Source organism: Streptomyces sp. NPDC101237, assembly GCF_044767465.1.
GTDB lineage: Bacteria > Actinomycetota > Actinomycetes > Streptomycetales > Streptomycetaceae > Streptomyces > Streptomyces gramineus.
On record NZ_JBIWNY010000022.1, the window covers coordinates 17,766 to 33,504 of the forward strand.

A 15,739-nucleotide genomic window follows, 5' to 3' on the forward strand; every position below is an offset into this window, starting at 1 on the left:
CCTGCTCCACTGTCACACCCGGACCGCGGTTCCTCGCGACCCGCACGACGTCCTGGCGGAACTCATCGGGACAAGGCTTGGGCACAGCGACATCCCTCCCACCCGCCCCACAGGGCAAACCAGTTCACATGTCACCCGACCGTGCGGCAGACCCCTTGGTGGGAGGCCTTCCGAGGTCAAGAGTCAGGGTCTGTCGCATCGTTGGCGCCTCAGGTCCGTGCGAGCCAGGGGCGATCCACTGAGTTGCCAGGAGCCCCACGCGGACCCAAAATGGACATAACGCACGGCGTGGGGATCGTTGTGGCACGATCCGGGAATCGTGGTGGCGTTGCGAATGCACGACTACGAGGCTGACCGTGGTCGGCTGATCTGGGCGCGTCTTTGCTCCAAGCCACGCGAGGAGCGTGCGGTGGGGCACCTCTTGTGGAGCGCGTCGGTCCATTCAGCGCCGTGGAGTGTCGAGGACGTGAAGGGAACGACTCCACATGGCGAATGCAGCATCGAAGGACCTGAAGAAGGTCCTCATTACGGGAGCGGGCACCGGTTTCGGGTTCGAGGCCGCCATGCGCCTGGCCGAGAAGGGCTTCGACGTGATAGCCGGGGTGGAGATCTATGCCCAGGTGCAGACGCTGAAGTGGCAGGCGGCGGAACGCGGAGTCCAGCTTCAGGTCGTGAAGCTCGACGTCACGAACGACGGTGACCGCCGCAAGGCCCTCGACTGGGGTGTGGAGATCCTGGTGAACAACGCCGGTGTCGGTGAGGGCGGCTCCACGGTCGACATTCCCGAGGAGAACATCCGGCACCAGTTCGAGGTGAACGTCACGGGTCCGCTGCTCCTGACCCAGGGAATCGTCAAGCAGATGGTCAAGCGAGGGGCCGGGCGCGTGGTCTGGGTGTCTTCGCGGGAGGGCCTGAACGTCAATCCCTTCACGGGCATCTACTCCGCCTCGAAGCACGCGATCGAGGCCATCGCCGAGACCATGGCCTACGAGTTGCAGGAGCACAACATCGAAATCGCCACGGTCAACCCGGGTCCCTTCCTCACGGGCTTCAACGACCGCATGTTCCAGACCTGGGAGAGCTGGGAGGACGACCCGTCCCAGCGACTGTTCGACTACTCCAAGCTCGCCTTCCCCCGCCCCCAGTTCGACCCGGAAGCGGTGTTCGCCACGCTGACGGCCGTTGCCGCCGGCGAGGTCGACAGCTTCCGCAACCTCGAGCCGAAATCGATGCTCGAGGAGACCAAGCAGCTCCAGGCGGTGCCGTGGGAGCGGAAGGTCACGGATGGCCTGGGGACCCGGCATCCGGCCATCCAGCACTCCTACGAGATGCAGCCCGAGACTCCCGTGACCGTCTGAGGACCGGAGGGCTGAAGGCAGCGGCACGGCCGGGCCGTGGACGCACAGCAAGGGCTCGACGGGAGCCGACAGAGTCCGGGACGGCTCCCGTCGTGGGCGCACGCGTTCGCTCGTGAGCGTGTGGCACCCGCAACAGGTGGAGGTATACCGACATGCGTGTCAAGCCGACCGTGCTGCAGGATCGCTATCACAATCGCGGTACCGCGTACACGCTGGAGGAACGGGCGAGGCTGGGGATCACGGGGCGGCTGCCGGCAGCGGTCGAGACCCTGGAGCAGCAGGCCCGCCGGGCCTACGCACAGCTGCTGCAGCAGCCGTCCGACCTGCACAAGTACATCTACCTCAACGAGGTCCACGACCGCAACGAGGTGTTGTACTACAAGCTGCTGTCCGAACACCTGGAGGAGCTGCTCCCGGTCGTCTACGACCCCACGGTCGGTGAGGCGATCGAGAAGTGGTCGGTCGACTACCGCGACTCGCGCGCGGTGTACCTGTCGATCGATCGTCCGGACGACATCAAGGCTTCGTTCGAATCGCTGGGCCTCGGTGCGGACGACGTCGATCTGATCGTCGTCTCCGATGCCCAGGAGATTTTGGGCATCGGGGACTGGGGCGTCAACGGGACCGACATCTCCATCGGGAAACTGGCCGTGTACACGGCCGCCGCGGGCATCGACCCCGACCGCGTCATCGCAGTGAACCTCGACGTCGGGACGGACAACGAGCAGCTGCTCAACAATCCGTCCTATCTGGGCAACCGGCATGCTCGCGTGGACGGCCGTCGTTACGACGACTTCATCGCCCGGTACCTGCAGACGGCGTCGGAACTGTTCCCGAACGCGCTCCTGCATTTCGAGGACTTCGGGCCGTCGCACGCCCGGCGGATCCTGGTGGAGAACGCCGACAAGTACCGGATCTTCAACGACGACATGCAGGGCACCGGCGCCATCGTCATGGCCTCGGTGTTCTCCGCCCTGAAAGTCACCGGAGGACGCTGGCCGGAGCAGCGGCTCGTCGTGTTCGGGGCGGGCACCGCCGGCACGGGCATGGCCGACCAGATCCACGCGGCGATGCTCAGGGACGGTGCGACCCCCGAGCAGGCGAAGAAGAACATCTGGCTGATCGACGTCCACGGTCTGGTGACCGATGACATGCCGGACCTCCCCGACTACCAGCAGGTCTACGCGCGGCCGAAGTCCGAGGTCAGCGGATGGGGCGACGGTGAGATCGATCTCCTCTCCACGATCCGGCACGTCAAGCCCACCATTCTCATCGGCACCTCCACGGTCCACGGCGCGTTCACCGAGGATGTCGTGAAGTCGCTCGCGGAGGGTGTCGAGCGCCCGATCCTGCTGCCCTTGTCGAATCCGACGAGCCGCATCGAGGTCATGCCGTCGGACGCGGTGCCCTGGACCGACGGCAGGGTGCTGATGGCGGTCGGGATCCCGGTCGAGCCGGTGCAGTACAACGGGGTCTCCTACGAGATAGGGCAGGCGAACAACGCCCTCCTCTACCCGGGGCTCGGTCTCGGCACGATCGTGTCGGGCGCCAGCCGTGTCACGGACAACATGCTGCTCGCCGCCGCCGAGGCAGTGGCGGGCCAGGTCGATGTGTCGGCGCCCGGAGCATCGCTGCTGCCGCCGGTCGCGAACCTGAGGGCCTCGTCCGCGACGGTCGCGGTGGCTGTCGCGAAAGCCGCGGCAGCGGACGGTGTCGCGACAAAGTCGCACGACAACCTCATCCAGGCGGTCCAGGACGCCATGTGGGACCCGGTCTACGACCCGGACGACCTGGAGGACGGCCAATGAGCGACCACCAGGCGACCCCGGAGATGAAGGACCTGCCGATCGGGATCCGGGCCGATGGAAGCCGGCAGGAATTCGACAGCATGGGCACGGTCGACGTGCCGGCGGACCGGTACTGGGGGGCGCAGACGCAGCGCTCGCTCCTCCACTTCTCCATCGGCGACGACCGGATGCCGAAGGAGGTCTACCACGCCTACGGCTACGTGAAGAAGGCGGCAGCGCTCGTGAACGCCGCCGCCGGACGGCTGCCCGAATGGAAGGAGCAGGCCATCGTACGAGCGGCGGAGGAGACCATCGCGGGCAAGCTCGACGACCACTTTCCGCTGTACGTCTGGCAGACGGGGTCGGGCACCCAGAGCAACATGAACGTCAACGAGGTCATCTCCAACCGCGCGTCACAGCTGCTCGGCGGCACGCTCGGCACCCAGCAGCCGGTCGCCCCGAACGACGACGTCAACATGGGGCAGTCCAGCAACGACAGCTTCCCGACCGCGATGCACCTCGCCGCCGTCAAGGAGATCGACGAACACCTGCTGCCCCAGGCCCGTGAACTCGCCGCAGCCATCGAGGCGAAAGCCACGGAATGGGCCGACGTCGTCAAGATCGGCCGCACGCACCTCGAGGACGCCGTACCCCTCACCGTCGGCCAGGAGTGGTCCGGCTACGCGGCGCAACTGCGCGCCTGCATCGAGGAGATCGGGCACAGCCGCGCCGGGCTGCTCGAACTCGCGCTGGGCGGCACAGCAGTCGGCACCGGGCTCAACGCACCCGAAGGCTTCAGCCGCGACGTCGCCGCCAAGATCGCCGAGCTGACCGGCAAGTCCTTCGTCACGGCCGGGAACAAATTCATGGCACAGGGTTCCCTGGACCCGATGGTGCGTGCGCACGGCGCCCTGCGCGGACTGGCTGTCGCCCTGATGAAAATCGCCAACGACATGCGGTGGCTGGCCTCGGGCCCGCGTACCGGCTTCGCGGAACTCGAACTCCCGCAGAACGAACCCGGTTCCTCGATCATGCCGGGCAAGGTCAATCCGACCCAGTGCGAAGCCATCGTCATGATCGCCATCCAGGTCCTCGGCCACGACACGGCCGTCGCCTTCGCCGGCAGCCAGGGCAACTTCGAACTGAACGCCATGCGCCCGGTGATCATCAACAACTTCCTCCATTCCGCACGCATCCTCGCCGACGGCATGGAGAAGTTCCGCACCTTCTCCGTCAGCGGCACGCGACTCAACCGGAAGAAGATCGAACAGTACGTGGACGAGAGCCTGATGCTGGTCACGGCGCTGAGCCCCGTCATCGGCTACCAGAACGCGGCACACATCGCCGAGGACGCGCTCGCCCACGGCCAGACCCTCAAGGAGGCAGCGCTGGCGAGCGGCCACGTCGACGAGAAGACGTTCGACTCCGTCGTCGACCCTCATTCCATGGTCGGCCACGGCGCCACCGGAGCCTGACCCGCTCCGGCAGGGAGCAGGGGCACTGCTCAGTCCACGTCGCCGGCACGACGAGCCTTGGCGAGCGTTCCGGCCCGGATCTGAAGCACCGCGCCGAGCACGACGACCCCGAGAGCAACGGTGGAAACAAGCATCCCCGCTTCGGAAGAGAGACCGAGGAGCCTGGCTCCGCCGTCCAGGACGAAACCGCCGCCCATCGCTATCCGGCCCCAACCAGCCCTGGGCGACCGCGCGTACTCGGCGATTCCCCGGCTGCCGGTCAGGGTCAACACCCCCAGGACTGCGACAAAGCAGCCGGAGCCGAACATGATCCACGCAGACATGGCACCCCTCCGCAGGGAGGGTATTGCACGGGCGTGACCTGCGGCCTGGTCGTGCCGCAAAGCACTGGTACAGCCTGTGCCAAGCCGCACGCGCTTCCCTGTGCCGACGGTCCAGGTCGGCTGTACTGTCACAGCCGCCGTTCGTCTTTCGCCAGTGCCTCGTGTACGGCGGACATGACCATCGCGCCTTCGCCGACGGCGGACGCGACGCGTTTGACCGAACCGGCACGCACATCGCCCACGGCGAAGACCCCGGCGACGCTCGTCTGGAGCGCGGCCCAGCCCGGTGTGTCCTGCCTGCCGCCCGCCTGGGCCGCTCCGGCACCGACGCGCACGAAGCCGTGGACGTCCAGGGCGAAGCAGTCGTGCAGCCACCTCGTGTTGGGAACGGCGCCGAGCATCAGGAAGACACCGGTCGCGGGCCGGACCGTGCGTTCGCCGGTGCTCCGGTCCACCCAGTGCACCCGCTCGAGACAGCGCGCTCCCTCCAGTTCGGCCACTTCGGTGTGCGTGTGGACCGTGATGCGGTCGGTGGCCTCGATGCGTTCGCGGAGGTACTGCGACATGGTCGCGGACAGTTCGTCGCCGCGTACCAGCATGTACACGTGCCGGGCCTGCTGTGAGAGGAAGACGGCGGCCTGGCCGGCGGAGTTCGCGCCACCGACCACGACGACGTCGGCGCCCGCGCAGAGTGCCGCTTCCAGGCTCGTGGCCGCGTAGTGCACGCCGTTCTGCTCGAACCGGTCGAGTCCTGGCAGGTCGAGCCTGCGGTATTTGGCGCCCGTGGCGACCACGACCGTGCGGGAGCGGACCGTGCCGCCGCCCTCGAGACGAAGGGTGAACGGGCGGGTGTCGCACTCCAGCCGTTCCACGGTGCAGGGCAGCGCGATGCGGGCGCCGAACTTCCGCGCCTGTACCTCGGCTCGGGACGCGAGGCTCTGGCCGCTGAGACCGAGCGGGAAGCCGAGATAATTCTCGATCATGGAGGATGTCCCGGCCTGGCCCCCCGGCGCGTCGGCCTCGATCACGATGGTCCGCAGTCCCTCGGAGGCCGCGTAGACGGCCGTGGCCAGTCCGGCGGGGCCCGCGCCCACCACCGCAACGTCGAAGACCTCGCCGGAGTCCAGCGCGCCGACGATCCCCAGCAGGTCGGCCAGCCGTCGGGTGTCGGGGGTCTCCGCGTACTCGCCCTGCCCGTAGAGCACGACAGGCAGCGCGACGGACGTGTCCAGTCCGCGGGCGACGAGTTCCGCCCGTCCCTCCGGCCGCCTGGTGTCGATGAGGGTGAAGGGATGGCCGTTGCGGCGCAGGAAGGTGATGAGGCCCAGCATCCGGCCCTCGCCCGGATCACCGGCCACGGCGAGGTTCCCGAATCCCTGCTCGATGTAGGTGCGCCGCCGCAGGATGAAGGCCTTCAGTACCGTGCGGGCGATCTCGGGTTCCTCGGCGAGCAGGATCCTGAGTTGCAAAGGCGTGAGCCGGACCACGCGTGTGCCGTCGCGCGCGACCGCTCGCACCAGCGACTTCTGTCCGTTGAGAAGGGTCAGCTCACCCGTGAACTGGTGGCGCCCGTACGCCACGATGCGGCGGTAGCGCGTCGGGTCCTCGCCGGATTCGTCGTACAGGTCGATGTGCCCGTCCAGTACCACGTAGCAGTCGAAGCCACGGTCTCCGTTGGCGTAGAGAACCTGTCCCCCGGACAGGGTCTCCAGCGATCCGTATGCGCCCACGCGGTCGGCCTGTGCCGCGGAGAGCCGTGGATAGGCGTAGTCCTCCCCCTCCTCGGGGGACCATGGCTCCGCATCACGGGCGAGGTCCCGGTCGTCGGTCACCGGGCCGGCCCGTGCAGGGCCAGGTCGGCCGCGCCGAACCGGGAGGACACGAGGTTGGCCTGGTGCCAGTGCGGATAGATGAGGGCGGGTGCGCTCACTCTGTCGAGGCGGTCCACGTCCTCCTGGGTCAGGCTCAGCTCGGCCGCGCCGAGGTTGTCCGCCAGTTGCTCGTCCTTGCGGGCGCCGACGATGACGGCGGCGACCGCGGGCTTGGTCAGCAGATACGCCAGCGCCACCTGGGCCGGGGAGGCCTCGTGATCGGAGGCGACCTCGACGAGGACGTCTATGGTGTCGTAGAGCTTGTTCTCGTCGCGGACGGGGGGCTCGGACCATTCGGTGAGGTGCCTGCCGTTCTCGGGCCGGCGGTCGCGCCGGTACTTGCCGCTCAACAGGCCGCCCGCGAGGGGGCTCCACACCAGGATCCCCAGCCCTTGGTCGACGGAGAGCGGAACGAGTTCGTATTCGGCGTCCCTGGACTCGAGCGAATAGTAGATCTGGTTGCTGACGAACCGCTGGTATCCGTGTGCGTCGGCGACACACAGCGCCTTCATCAACTGCCAGCCCGAGAAGTTCGAGACCCCCAGATACCGGACCTTCCCCGCGGTGACCAGGCCGTCGAGCGTCTGCATGGTCTCCTCCAGGGGAGTCAGGCCGTCCCACTGGTGTACGTGGTAGATGTCCAGGTAGTCGGTGTCCAGGCGGCGCAGACTGGCCTCGATCTGGTCCAGGATGTGCCGGCGCGACAGACCCTCGTCATTGGGGCCGTCCCCCATGGGAAGACGGACCTTCGACGACAGGACGACCTGGTCCCGCCGACCGTTCAGGGCCTTCCCGAGGATCTCCTCGGCCGCTCCCGAGGAGTACATGTTCGCGGTGTCGATCAGATTGACCCCGGCGTCGAGGCACATGTCGACCTGCCGGCGGGCGCCCTGCACGTCGGTGTCGCCGACCTGGCCGAAGACATCCTGTCCGCCGAAGGTCATCGTCCCCAGGGCGACGGTCGAGACCAGCAGGCCCGAATCCCCCAGCTGACGGTATTCCATGGTCGTTCTCCTTCCGTGCATTCCACGGCCGTTCCGTTCCCGATACGGTCGGGCAGGATCCCGTCCAGGTCCATGATCATTCCCATCCGTGAGTGGGATGAGACCGGTCGACCCGCGTCTCGGAACGCACAGGTCGTGGAGAGTGCACGGGCCGGCACCACCCGGGTGCCGGTGACACCTATGGCCCGAACCGAGCCCATGGAACCGATCCTTTCCACCCGTTCCGTGGTTTCGTCGGCTTCGCTCCGCTTGCCGCCGGGGGCAGGGTCCGCGAACCGGTTGTCCGACGCCACCCGTCGAAGCTGTGTCGAGTGTGCGGCCGCCCGTTGCTCTGGGACGGAGGGTCGCCTCAGGGATACACGGTGGGAACCAGGCCCCCGTCGACGCTCAGTGCCGCGCCCGTGGTCGCCGCCGCCTGGTCCGAGGCGAGATAGGTGATGAGGGCGGCCACCTCCTCCGGGCGGATAAGGCGTCCCAGCAGGGAGTTCGCGGCTCTCCCGTCGGCGACGAACCTGCGTTCCTGTTCGACGGCGTCGAGACCGGGATAGAGGTCCTCCCACATGCTGAGCACCCCCGCGCTCAGCGTAGGTCCCGGCAGCACGCAGTTGACGGTCACACCGCTGCCCGCCACCTCCTGGGCCATGCCCCGGGAGACGGCCAGTTGTGCCGTCTTGGTCATCCCGTAGTGGACCATGTTCGTAGGCGTCTGAACGCCGGCCTCGCTGCTGACGAAGATCACTCGGCCCCACCCGCGCCCTACCATCCGAGGGGCGTAATGGCGTGCCAGGCGGACCCCGGACAGCACGTTGATCTGGAAGAAGCGCAGCCATTCCTCGTCCGGGATGTCGAACACCGGCTGCACGGCGAACGTGCCGGTGTTGTTGACCAGGATGTCGACGTCGTCAAGCTGATCGATCACGGCCGTGGCCCCCGCCGAGGTGCCGACGTCCGCCGTGACACCGGTCCCGCCCAGCCGCTTGGCGGTCTCGGCGACGCTCTCGACGGTACGGCCGTTGACCACGATCTCGGCACCCGCCGCGGCCAGCGCCCCAGCGGCCGCCTCCCCTATGCCCGCAGTGGACCCGGTGACCAAGGCGGTGCGTCCGCTGAGATCGATGTTCATCTCCTGCTCACCCCTGACCCATCCATCGACTTCCAGTCTCGTCCGGACGGGAAACACGCGCATCCGCTACCGGGCATCCAATCCCGCGCGCTGCGGGAGCGGCGTTCAGGCGGATCGGAATTGCCGTGCCACGCTCCACGCCACGCTCCAATTCGTGGACCCAGTTGCCAGGCGACTTTCGGTTACCGGGCGATGTACGTGGCGTCAGTCGGACCGCTCCGGCGACTACGCGGCTGACGCTGCCCAGGGCCGCACATCCTGTGGCGATCTTCGAGCCGTTGCGGACTCGCACTTGCCCTGCAAGACAGGCCGCCATGCCACGAGGCCGCTTGGTCTGCGGTGAATATCTGACCCCGGACATCGTGCCGGTCGGGCAGTGCCGCAGATACGGTGAATCGGGCCCAAGCTCCCTTGTAACGTGGACTTTCCGACGACGCGCACATCCGTTTTCCCCGCCTTTTGCGGGGTATTGTCTGCGGTCGTAGCCTCGACGTATGGCTATCGCGACGACGAACTCCGTGTCGGGTGAGGCCCTCAAGAGCTTTGACGAACTCTCCCCGGAGCAAGTGGAGTACAAGCTTGGCCGTGCCGCCGCGGCCGCGGCCGAGTACCGGCTGACGAGTGGGGAGCAGCGCGCCGGGTGGCTCCGTCGGGCGGCGGACGTACTGGAGAAGGACGCAGACGCCGTCAGCCGCCTGATCACGACGGAGATGGGCAAGACCCTCAAGGCGGCGCAGGAAGAGGTGGCCAAGTGCGTGCGGGGGCTGCGTTTCTACTCCTCTGAGGGGCCGGGTTTTCTGCGAGGCCAGCAGGGTGACGCCAAGAGCGTGGGCGCCGAGCAGACGTACGTGACATACCAGTGCTGGGGATCGGCACCATGGGCGACGCGATGGCCAGGAACATCGCCGCCGCGGGTCTCGAGCTACGAGTGTGGAACCGCAGCCGTGAGCCCGCGGAGGCGCTCACCGAGGTCGGCGCGACGGTCTGCGACACCCCTGCCGAGGCATGCCGGGGAGCGAAGGTCGTGCTGACGGTGCTGGCCAATGAACGGACCGTGGCCGAGACGGTCGACCAGGCTCGCGAGGGCATCGACCGGGACGCCGTGTGGCTTCAGTGCTGCACCGTCTCGCCGGCCGGCAGCCTGCGCCTGGGAGACCAGGCCGCCGCCATGGGCGTGGCCTACGTGGAGGCGCCGCTGCTGGGGACGAAGGAACCGGCGGTCGCCGGCACCCTGACGATCCTGGCCGCCGCGTCCGACATGTGCGCGGGCGAGCGCGTCCAGCCGGTGCTGGACGCCGTCGGCACACGGACCGTCTGGCTCGACGCGATCGGTCAGCCCAGCAGTCTCAAACTCGCGTACAACTCCTGGGTGCTGACGACCGTCGAGGGCATCGCCGAGGCCCTGGCACTGGCCGACGGCCTGGGTGTCGACCCGCGCCAATTGATCAACGTCATCAACGGCAGTGGACTGAATAGCACCTACGTGCAGTCCAAGGGCCCGAAGATGATCAGCGACGACCTCGACGTCCCTTCCTTCCCCCTGGAGGCGGCAGCCAAGGACGCCGGGCTGATCGCCGACGCGGCGCGGGACGCGGGGCTGGACCTCGGGATTGTGGAAGTCGTCCGAGACCGCCTCCAGTTGGCGGTGAAGAACGGTCTCGGCAGAGCGGACGTGGCGGCGACGTACCGGATGTCCCGTAGGGCGTCCGCTGCTTGACGCCGATGTGACACCCGGGTTCGCACCGTGACCCGCCGCGACGAGTTCTCGTGGAAGGAGGAAGCTGATGAGCCGTGAGGGCGTCGCTTCTGCGCGCCGTAGCAGCGAGCAACTGTCGGAGGTCGTGCCGCTGGTGGACGACCGCGGCTGGGAGTCCGCGTCGGCCTGTGCCGGCTGGCGCGTCATCGATGTCCTCGCCCACCTGGGCGCCCTCGCCCACGAGGCCGTCGACCCGCCCTTCCCGGATCCGTCCTGGCCCAAGAACCGCGAGCGGTACCACGACATGAGGGTCGACGAACGCCGCGGCCGCAGCCACGCCGAAGTGATCGAGGAGTGGCGTCGTTTCACCCCTCAGCAGTTGGAGATCCTCGAAGCGGCACAGCACGGGCCGCGGGCGGACGAACCGGTCCTGGTGGCCGGCCTGGGGAACTACCCCCGGCATCTGCTGGCGAACACCATGGCGTTCAACGTCCTGTGCCATCTTCGCTACGACATGCTCGAACCCGGCGGTCCGCTGCCCTTCCGGGTCCCTCCACCCGACGACGAGTTGGTGGTGCCGGCGATCGAGTTCATGCTCGCCGGCATCCCGCAGATGCAGGGGCCCGAACTCGCCGCTACCGTCAGCCGGCCCCTCGTGCTGGAGCTCACCGGGCCGGGCGCCACAACCGCCACCGTCCTGCCGCCCGCTGAACCGAACGGTCCGCTGACGGTGGAGCCGGGCATCGCGGACGGTGCCGCCGCCCGGGTCCACTCCACGGCGACCGACTTCATCGCGTGGAGCACGACCCGGACCGCGTGGCGGGACCACTGCCGGATCACGGGCGAGGCAGCCACCGCCGTACCGTTCCTTAACTGCCTCAACATCGTGTGACGCCGATCGAGGAGCGCGGCTGCGGCTCTCCGGCGCCGCGCGGGAGGCCGGCCCGCGCGTGCGTCAGCGGATGCCGTAGGTGACAACGGCGCGGGCCGGGGTTCGGAAGGAGTCGTCGCGGGTGCGGGAACGCTCGACCAGCACGTCGACAGGGGCAGTGGAGTCGCCCGTGGACTGGTAGCTCCAGACGGGACCACGCAGCGGCGGGCCGCACAGGCCGTCCAGCAGCTCGGTGTCGCCGTCGGCGAGTCCGAAGGGACTGCCGTACTCCTCGCCGAACAGGGGCCCGCCGTCCTGGACGAGGCCTGCGAGTGCAGGAAATCCGGTATCCGGCGGCTCAGGAAGGAGACCTCGCTGCCGTCCCGCGTGAAGTAGTGGACGTGAGACGTGTCGACGGGGATCGGTATATTCCCGCCTCGATCACGCCTGGCAACTGGACATCGCTGCCCCGGCAGGCGCGGGCATCGCCGAACGGGCGGAACAGTTCATCCCGGAACAGCCAGACAATCCCTCCCGTTAGAACCACCAGGACGAGCGCGATCGCCCCCAAGGGCAACAGCAGGCGACGTAGCCGACCCCCGCGGTCGGTGACACCGTTGCCGCTCTCCGTGGGCGCCTCATCCCACTCCGCCTCAGCGTCGGCACCAGCCACAGGCATCTCCGCCGCGAACATCCACGACAGCCCAGGGTTCGAACCTCTCGTGCGCGGTATCCCGCCGCCTGTCCGCGCCAGGCGGGACCGCGACGACGCGAGCTCGCCGAACTCCACGCGGCCAAGGGATACGACTTCGACCGGGTGCGGCGGTGGCTGCGCTCCTACAACGTCACGCCCCGCATAGCCCGCCGAAGCGTCGAGCACTCTCGTCGACTGGGCCGTCATCGCTGGATCGTGGAACATACGGTGGCTTGGTTGTCGGGATGCCGACGACAGGACAGTCGCTGCGAGCGGAAAGCGGAACACTTCCTGGCATTCGCCGGCATCGCCGCCGCCCTGATCTGCTACCGGATACTCAACAACCCGGTGCCCAGGTATTTCGATGGCGCGCATCGAGCAGTGCCCGCCCCTCCCTACCGTCCAGTCACCAGTTGACGAAGGTCCTGCCTACTCAACGCGAATACGGGCGTCTTCGCCTGGGGAGATTCTGGGACAGAGTGACGCGACCGTTGTCGGATCTTTGGCACAGCCGACCGCCACGCAACTGTTCCTGAACCGCCCCGCTGTTGTTTGCACTCAAGGTCTGCGGCCAGGCTCACCCCGTGGCTTGCGCAACCGCCTCGTTCACCGGTGTGCTCCCGCCGATCAGCTCCAGCGTCCGTCGCGCCGTACCCGGCGTGTCGAGCAGGCCGACGAGCACAGCCGCCATGTCGTCGCGCGTGACGTCCTGTCGACGACGTGTTCGAGGCGTGGAGGAAGGAGACCTGGCCGCGGGTAAGAGCGTCGCGGCGAAGCGCGGGGCCTGGCTCGTCTACGAGTTGCGCCGTGAGGCGCTGTGAGTCGTGTGGAGGCGGGAGACCTTCACCGCAGCGACCATCCAGGTGATGCCCTGTCAGAGGACGCAGCCGTGGGTGCCCCGTCCGAAATCCGAGTTGGCGGGCGGTACCGCGGCAGATCCGTTTACCTCCGGCTTCGCCCTCGGCCGGCACATGCCGCTTCTTCGGACTCAGATGTATCCGCAGACAGTGCGACTCTTGTACGGTCCTGGAAACCGACCGCAGTCTGTGCGGCGACGCCGCGGCCGTGACTGAAGCCGGTTGCAGCGGCAGCAGTCAAGCCGGTGCCAGGCCCAGCGATGGACATCGCCCGCGCCCGCGGCTTTCGGAGTCTCCTTGGGTCTTGAGCGTTCCAGCAGCTCAGGGCTCTTCTGGCTTGCCCACGGGGTGGTGTCTGTCCACGCATGGGCCATGCCGGAAGCGCCCCGGATGCCCGCCGCGTGGCGAAGCCGCCTTGCTGAGGAGTCAGGCGTGCTCCGCCGCGCGCTCGATCCGGTCGAGCAGTCGGTGGTGCCGGGCTCCGTGGGCGAAGTCGGGCACCTCGGATCCGCCGTGCGCCAGGTCACGCCGGATCTGCGCGTAGGCGGCGCCGACGTTGTACGCGGGGGTGCCGCGCAGCTCCCGGAGTTCGGGGTCGAAGTACCGCTCGGGTACGGTGAGCCGGCTGAGCTCGGCGTCGGATCCGTGCGCCCCTTCGATGGTGAACTCGCCCAACTGAAGGTGTCCGATGTCGCCGGTGACGACCAGGTCGCCGTCCGTTCCGTTGATCTCCCAGTGGAAGTTGGTGCCGCGGGAGATGCCGCCGCGGTAGTGGACAGAGGCCACGGCGCCGGAGGAGAGCACGCCGCCGAACACCAACTGGTCGGCGACGTCGGGCCGGTAGACCCGGCCGGAGTGCGGGTCCTTGACTTCTCGGTGGCGGGTGGCGGTGACAGCGGTGACCTTCTCGACATCGCCGAGCACCATGGTCAGGCCGCTCATGGTGTGCCCGAACGGGATGGTCAGCATCGTTGCGCCGTTGGCGCGATCCAGCAGGTAGGCACCGTTTTCAGGGAAGACCGCTCCCCAGCCTCCGCCCGAGGCCACCAGGCTCGTCGAGAGCACCTCGCCCACGTAGCCGTCGGCGACCAGATCGCGCAGGTAGCGCACTGCCGGGGCGGACCGGGCCTGCAGTCCGGTGAAAGTGTGCAGCCCGCGCTCGGCAGCGGTGGTCGCCAGCTCCTCGGCCTCGGCCAGTCCGTTGCCCAACGGCCACTCGGAGAGCACCATCTTCCCCGCAGCCAGGGCGGATTGGATGATCTCCCGGTGGTCCGGCACCTTCACGGTGACCACTACCAGGTCGACCTCGTCGGCCGCCGCCAGTTCGCCGGCCGTCCCGAAGGACCGCGCGACTCCATACTTCTCCGCGGCCTGCCGCGCGGAATCGGCGCTGCTCGCAGAAAGTGCGCGCAGCTCAAAGCCGTCCAGCCGTTGCAGCGCGGGCAGGTGGGCCTGGGCAGCCCAACCGCGCCTGGCGGAAAGACCGACGATGCCCACGCCGATGGGGGCCTGTTGGGAGGATGACATGGTGGGACTCCTCGGCAGCACACGAGAGACTGTTTGATGAGTGGTACAGGGCCGCGCAGCTTACTTGAAATTTCATTTCACATCCTATGTCACGACGTATGAAGCTTCAAGCGTGGGCGCTCAAAGCGAGCCGGTGCCCCCACCCTGGCCCCCGCGGCAGAACCCCGGCCCGGCGGCTGTCGTCTCTTCGGCGGGGGCGCCGAAAGCCATCGATGATGGGGCCGTTGGAGGAGCGGGAGCATGCAGCGCGGCAGCACGCAGACGTCCTTCAGACAGGCCCTGATCCGGCTGGCACAGGGTGCCCGCCGATCCGTTCCCGCCGTCGGCGGCGACGCGGACCGGGCCGTTGCTTCCGCAGGGCGGTCACCCCGACATCACTCACCGCAGGGCCCCGGGTGATCGCAGTACGGCTGATGGCCGCTCTGCCCGCAGGCGCACAGGATCGCCCTGGTCTCGGCGCGCGGGCCTGCTGCGGTTTCCACGCTCAACTCACCGCGCACGGTCAGCCGCCCGATGGAGCCGCGGACGATCCGCGCGGGCCGGTCCGGGGCTCAGTCCCGCCGCTCGCGAGTTCGTACTGCCACGCGCCCGAGGGGCAGCGCCGCACCACCTCGGCCAGGCGGTCGGCCGCGGCACCGTCCGGCTGGATCCACCGGGCTTCGCCATGTCGAAGACCTCCGGCAGGCCACGGACGCATTCGGCGGCGTGCAGGCACCGCCTGGCCTCGAACGTGACCGTGATCGATTGCCCCTCGTACGCTTTCTTCTCGGATCTGCCGCCCATTCGGGACTCCTTCACCCTGTGTTTGGCTGCCCGGCCGTTCGTTCCGTCACTGACCTTGCTGCGCGACTGGTACAGCCGGTCCTGGTGCTCGGGGTGGCGAGCGATCGAGCCCGCGAAGAACGGGCAGCTAGCCAGGACGAGGAGCCCCGAGGCGCGTGTCTCGTTGAGGGCGGAGCGGACCAGGGCGGACCCGCCCCCCCGCCCGCACTCCGGCGCTACCTCGGGGTGCACGAACGCAACGACTTTTGCCGTACGGATGCACTCCGCGACGCCCGCGACCCTGGCCTCTCCATCGACGCGGGCCTCATAGCGGTTCGCTCCGGGCACGTTGTTCACTTCGACCGTCACACGTCCTCCCCTTGGACCTGCT

At 68.2% G+C, this 15,739-nt stretch carries 10 protein-coding genes and 5 pseudogenes; 7 read left to right on the plus strand and 8 right to left on the minus strand.

Annotated features, from left to right (window positions below):
* The first annotated feature begins 485 nt into the window (after positions 1-485).
* The 3 genes from ACIRQ9_RS29070 (at position 486) to fumC (ending at position 4,620) form a co-directional block, all read left to right on the plus strand.
* A complete protein-coding gene (locus ACIRQ9_RS29070; protein ID WP_404179749.1) occupies positions 486-1,358 on the plus strand; it encodes an SDR family oxidoreductase in 873 nt (290 codons plus the stop codon).
* Between the two features lie 152 nt (positions 1,359-1,510).
* Complete coding sequence (locus ACIRQ9_RS29075) at positions 1,511-3,166, plus strand: NAD-dependent malic enzyme (protein ID WP_404179752.1); 1,656 nt, start codon at positions 1,511-1,513, stop codon at positions 3,164-3,166.
* Positions 3,163-4,620 (plus strand): class II fumarate hydratase, encoded by a 1,458-nt coding sequence (fumC, locus tag ACIRQ9_RS29080; protein ID WP_404179754.1) that lies wholly within the window; start codon positions 3,163-3,165, stop codon positions 4,618-4,620. The genes ACIRQ9_RS29075 and fumC overlap by 4 nt, the downstream gene beginning before the upstream one ends.
* Positions 4,621-4,649: 29 nt before the next feature.
* Here fumC and ACIRQ9_RS29085 read toward each other — a convergent pair whose 3' ends face one another.
* The 4 genes from ACIRQ9_RS29085 to ACIRQ9_RS29100 form a co-directional block, all read right to left on the minus strand.
* Entirely contained in the window at positions 4,650-4,943 is a 294-nt protein-coding gene (locus tag ACIRQ9_RS29085; RefSeq protein WP_404179757.1) for a hypothetical protein, read from the minus strand.
* Between the two features lie 128 nt (positions 4,944-5,071).
* Positions 5,072-6,775 carry an FAD-dependent oxidoreductase gene (locus ACIRQ9_RS29090; protein ID WP_404179760.1) on the minus strand — a complete coding sequence of 568 codons (1,704 nt, stop codon included), beginning with the start codon at positions 6,773-6,775 and terminating at the stop codon, positions 5,072-5,074.
* Positions 6,772-7,818: an aldo/keto reductase gene (locus ACIRQ9_RS29095; protein ID WP_404179763.1), complete on the minus strand. Its 1,047-nt coding sequence runs from the start codon at positions 7,816-7,818 to the stop codon at positions 6,772-6,774. The genes ACIRQ9_RS29090 and ACIRQ9_RS29095 overlap by 4 nt, the downstream gene beginning before the upstream one ends.
* 349 nt (positions 7,819-8,167) lie before the next feature.
* Positions 8,168-8,941 (minus strand): SDR family NAD(P)-dependent oxidoreductase, encoded by a 774-nt coding sequence (locus ACIRQ9_RS29100; RefSeq protein WP_404179766.1) that lies wholly within the window; start codon positions 8,939-8,941, stop codon positions 8,168-8,170.
* Positions 8,942-9,435: 494 nt separating this feature from the next.
* On the opposite strand from ACIRQ9_RS29100, the pseudogene ACIRQ9_RS29105 reads away from it, so the two are divergent.
* The 4 genes and pseudogenes from ACIRQ9_RS29105 to ACIRQ9_RS29120 form a co-directional block, all read left to right on the plus strand.
* A pseudogene (locus ACIRQ9_RS29105) lies at positions 9,436-9,798 on the plus strand (aldehyde dehydrogenase family protein); the annotation flags it as partial.
* Between the two features lie 2 nt (positions 9,799-9,800).
* On the plus strand, positions 9,801-10,658 hold the full coding sequence (locus tag ACIRQ9_RS29110) for an NAD(P)-dependent oxidoreductase (protein ID WP_404179769.1): 858 nt from the start codon (positions 9,801-9,803) through the stop codon (positions 10,656-10,658).
* Between the two features lie 67 nt (positions 10,659-10,725).
* Entirely contained in the window at positions 10,726-11,529 is an 804-nt protein-coding gene (locus tag ACIRQ9_RS29115) for a maleylpyruvate isomerase N-terminal domain-containing protein (protein ID WP_404179771.1), read from the plus strand.
* Between the two features lie 653 nt (positions 11,530-12,182).
* Positions 12,183-12,547 (plus strand): annotated as a pseudogene (locus ACIRQ9_RS29120) (transposase); the annotation flags it as partial.
* A 232-nt stretch (positions 12,548-12,779) separates the two neighbouring features.
* Here ACIRQ9_RS29120 and ACIRQ9_RS29125 read toward each other — a convergent pair.
* From ACIRQ9_RS29125 to ACIRQ9_RS29140, 4 genes and pseudogenes are all read right to left on the minus strand, one after another.
* Positions 12,780-12,917, minus strand: a pseudogene (locus tag ACIRQ9_RS29125) (NAD-dependent dehydratase); the annotation flags it as partial.
* 568 nt (positions 12,918-13,485) lie between these two features.
* Entirely contained in the window at positions 13,486-14,586 is a 1,101-nt protein-coding gene (locus ACIRQ9_RS29130) for a Gfo/Idh/MocA family protein (RefSeq protein ID WP_404179773.1), read from the minus strand.
* Between the two features lie 374 nt (positions 14,587-14,960).
* Positions 14,961-15,369: pseudogene (locus ACIRQ9_RS29135) on the minus strand ((4Fe-4S)-binding protein).
* Between the two features lie 45 nt (positions 15,370-15,414).
* A pseudogene (locus ACIRQ9_RS29140) lies at positions 15,415-15,717 on the minus strand (GNAT family N-acetyltransferase); the annotation flags it as partial.
* Positions 15,718-15,739: the final 22 nt, after the last annotated feature.

Bases quoted from the DNA above. Each gene is read 5' to 3' on its own strand.
- ACIRQ9_RS29070 (WP_404179749.1), top strand. From the start codon at position 486: ATGGCGAATGCAGCATCGAAGGACCTGAAGAAGGTCCTCATTACGGGA.
- ACIRQ9_RS29075 (WP_404179752.1), top strand. From the start codon at position 1,511: ATGCGTGTCAAGCCGACCGTGCTGCAGGATCGCTATCACAATCGCGGT.
- fumC (WP_404179754.1), top strand. From the start codon at position 3,163: ATGAGCGACCACCAGGCGACCCCGGAGATGAAGGACCTGCCGATCGGG.
- ACIRQ9_RS29085 (WP_404179757.1), bottom strand. From the start codon at position 4,943: ATGTCTGCGTGGATCATGTTCGGCTCCGGCTGCTTTGTCGCAGTCCTG.
- ACIRQ9_RS29095 (WP_404179763.1), bottom strand. From the start codon at position 7,818: ATGGAATACCGTCAGCTGGGGGATTCGGGCCTGCTGGTCTCGACCGTC.
- ACIRQ9_RS29100 (WP_404179766.1), bottom strand. From the start codon at position 8,941: ATGAACATCGATCTCAGCGGACGCACCGCCTTGGTCACCGGGTCCACT.
- ACIRQ9_RS29115 (WP_404179771.1), top strand. From the start codon at position 10,726: ATGAGCCGTGAGGGCGTCGCTTCTGCGCGCCGTAGCAGCGAGCAACTG.
- ACIRQ9_RS29130 (WP_404179773.1), bottom strand. From the start codon at position 14,586: ATGTCATCCTCCCAACAGGCCCCCATCGGCGTGGGCATCGTCGGTCTT.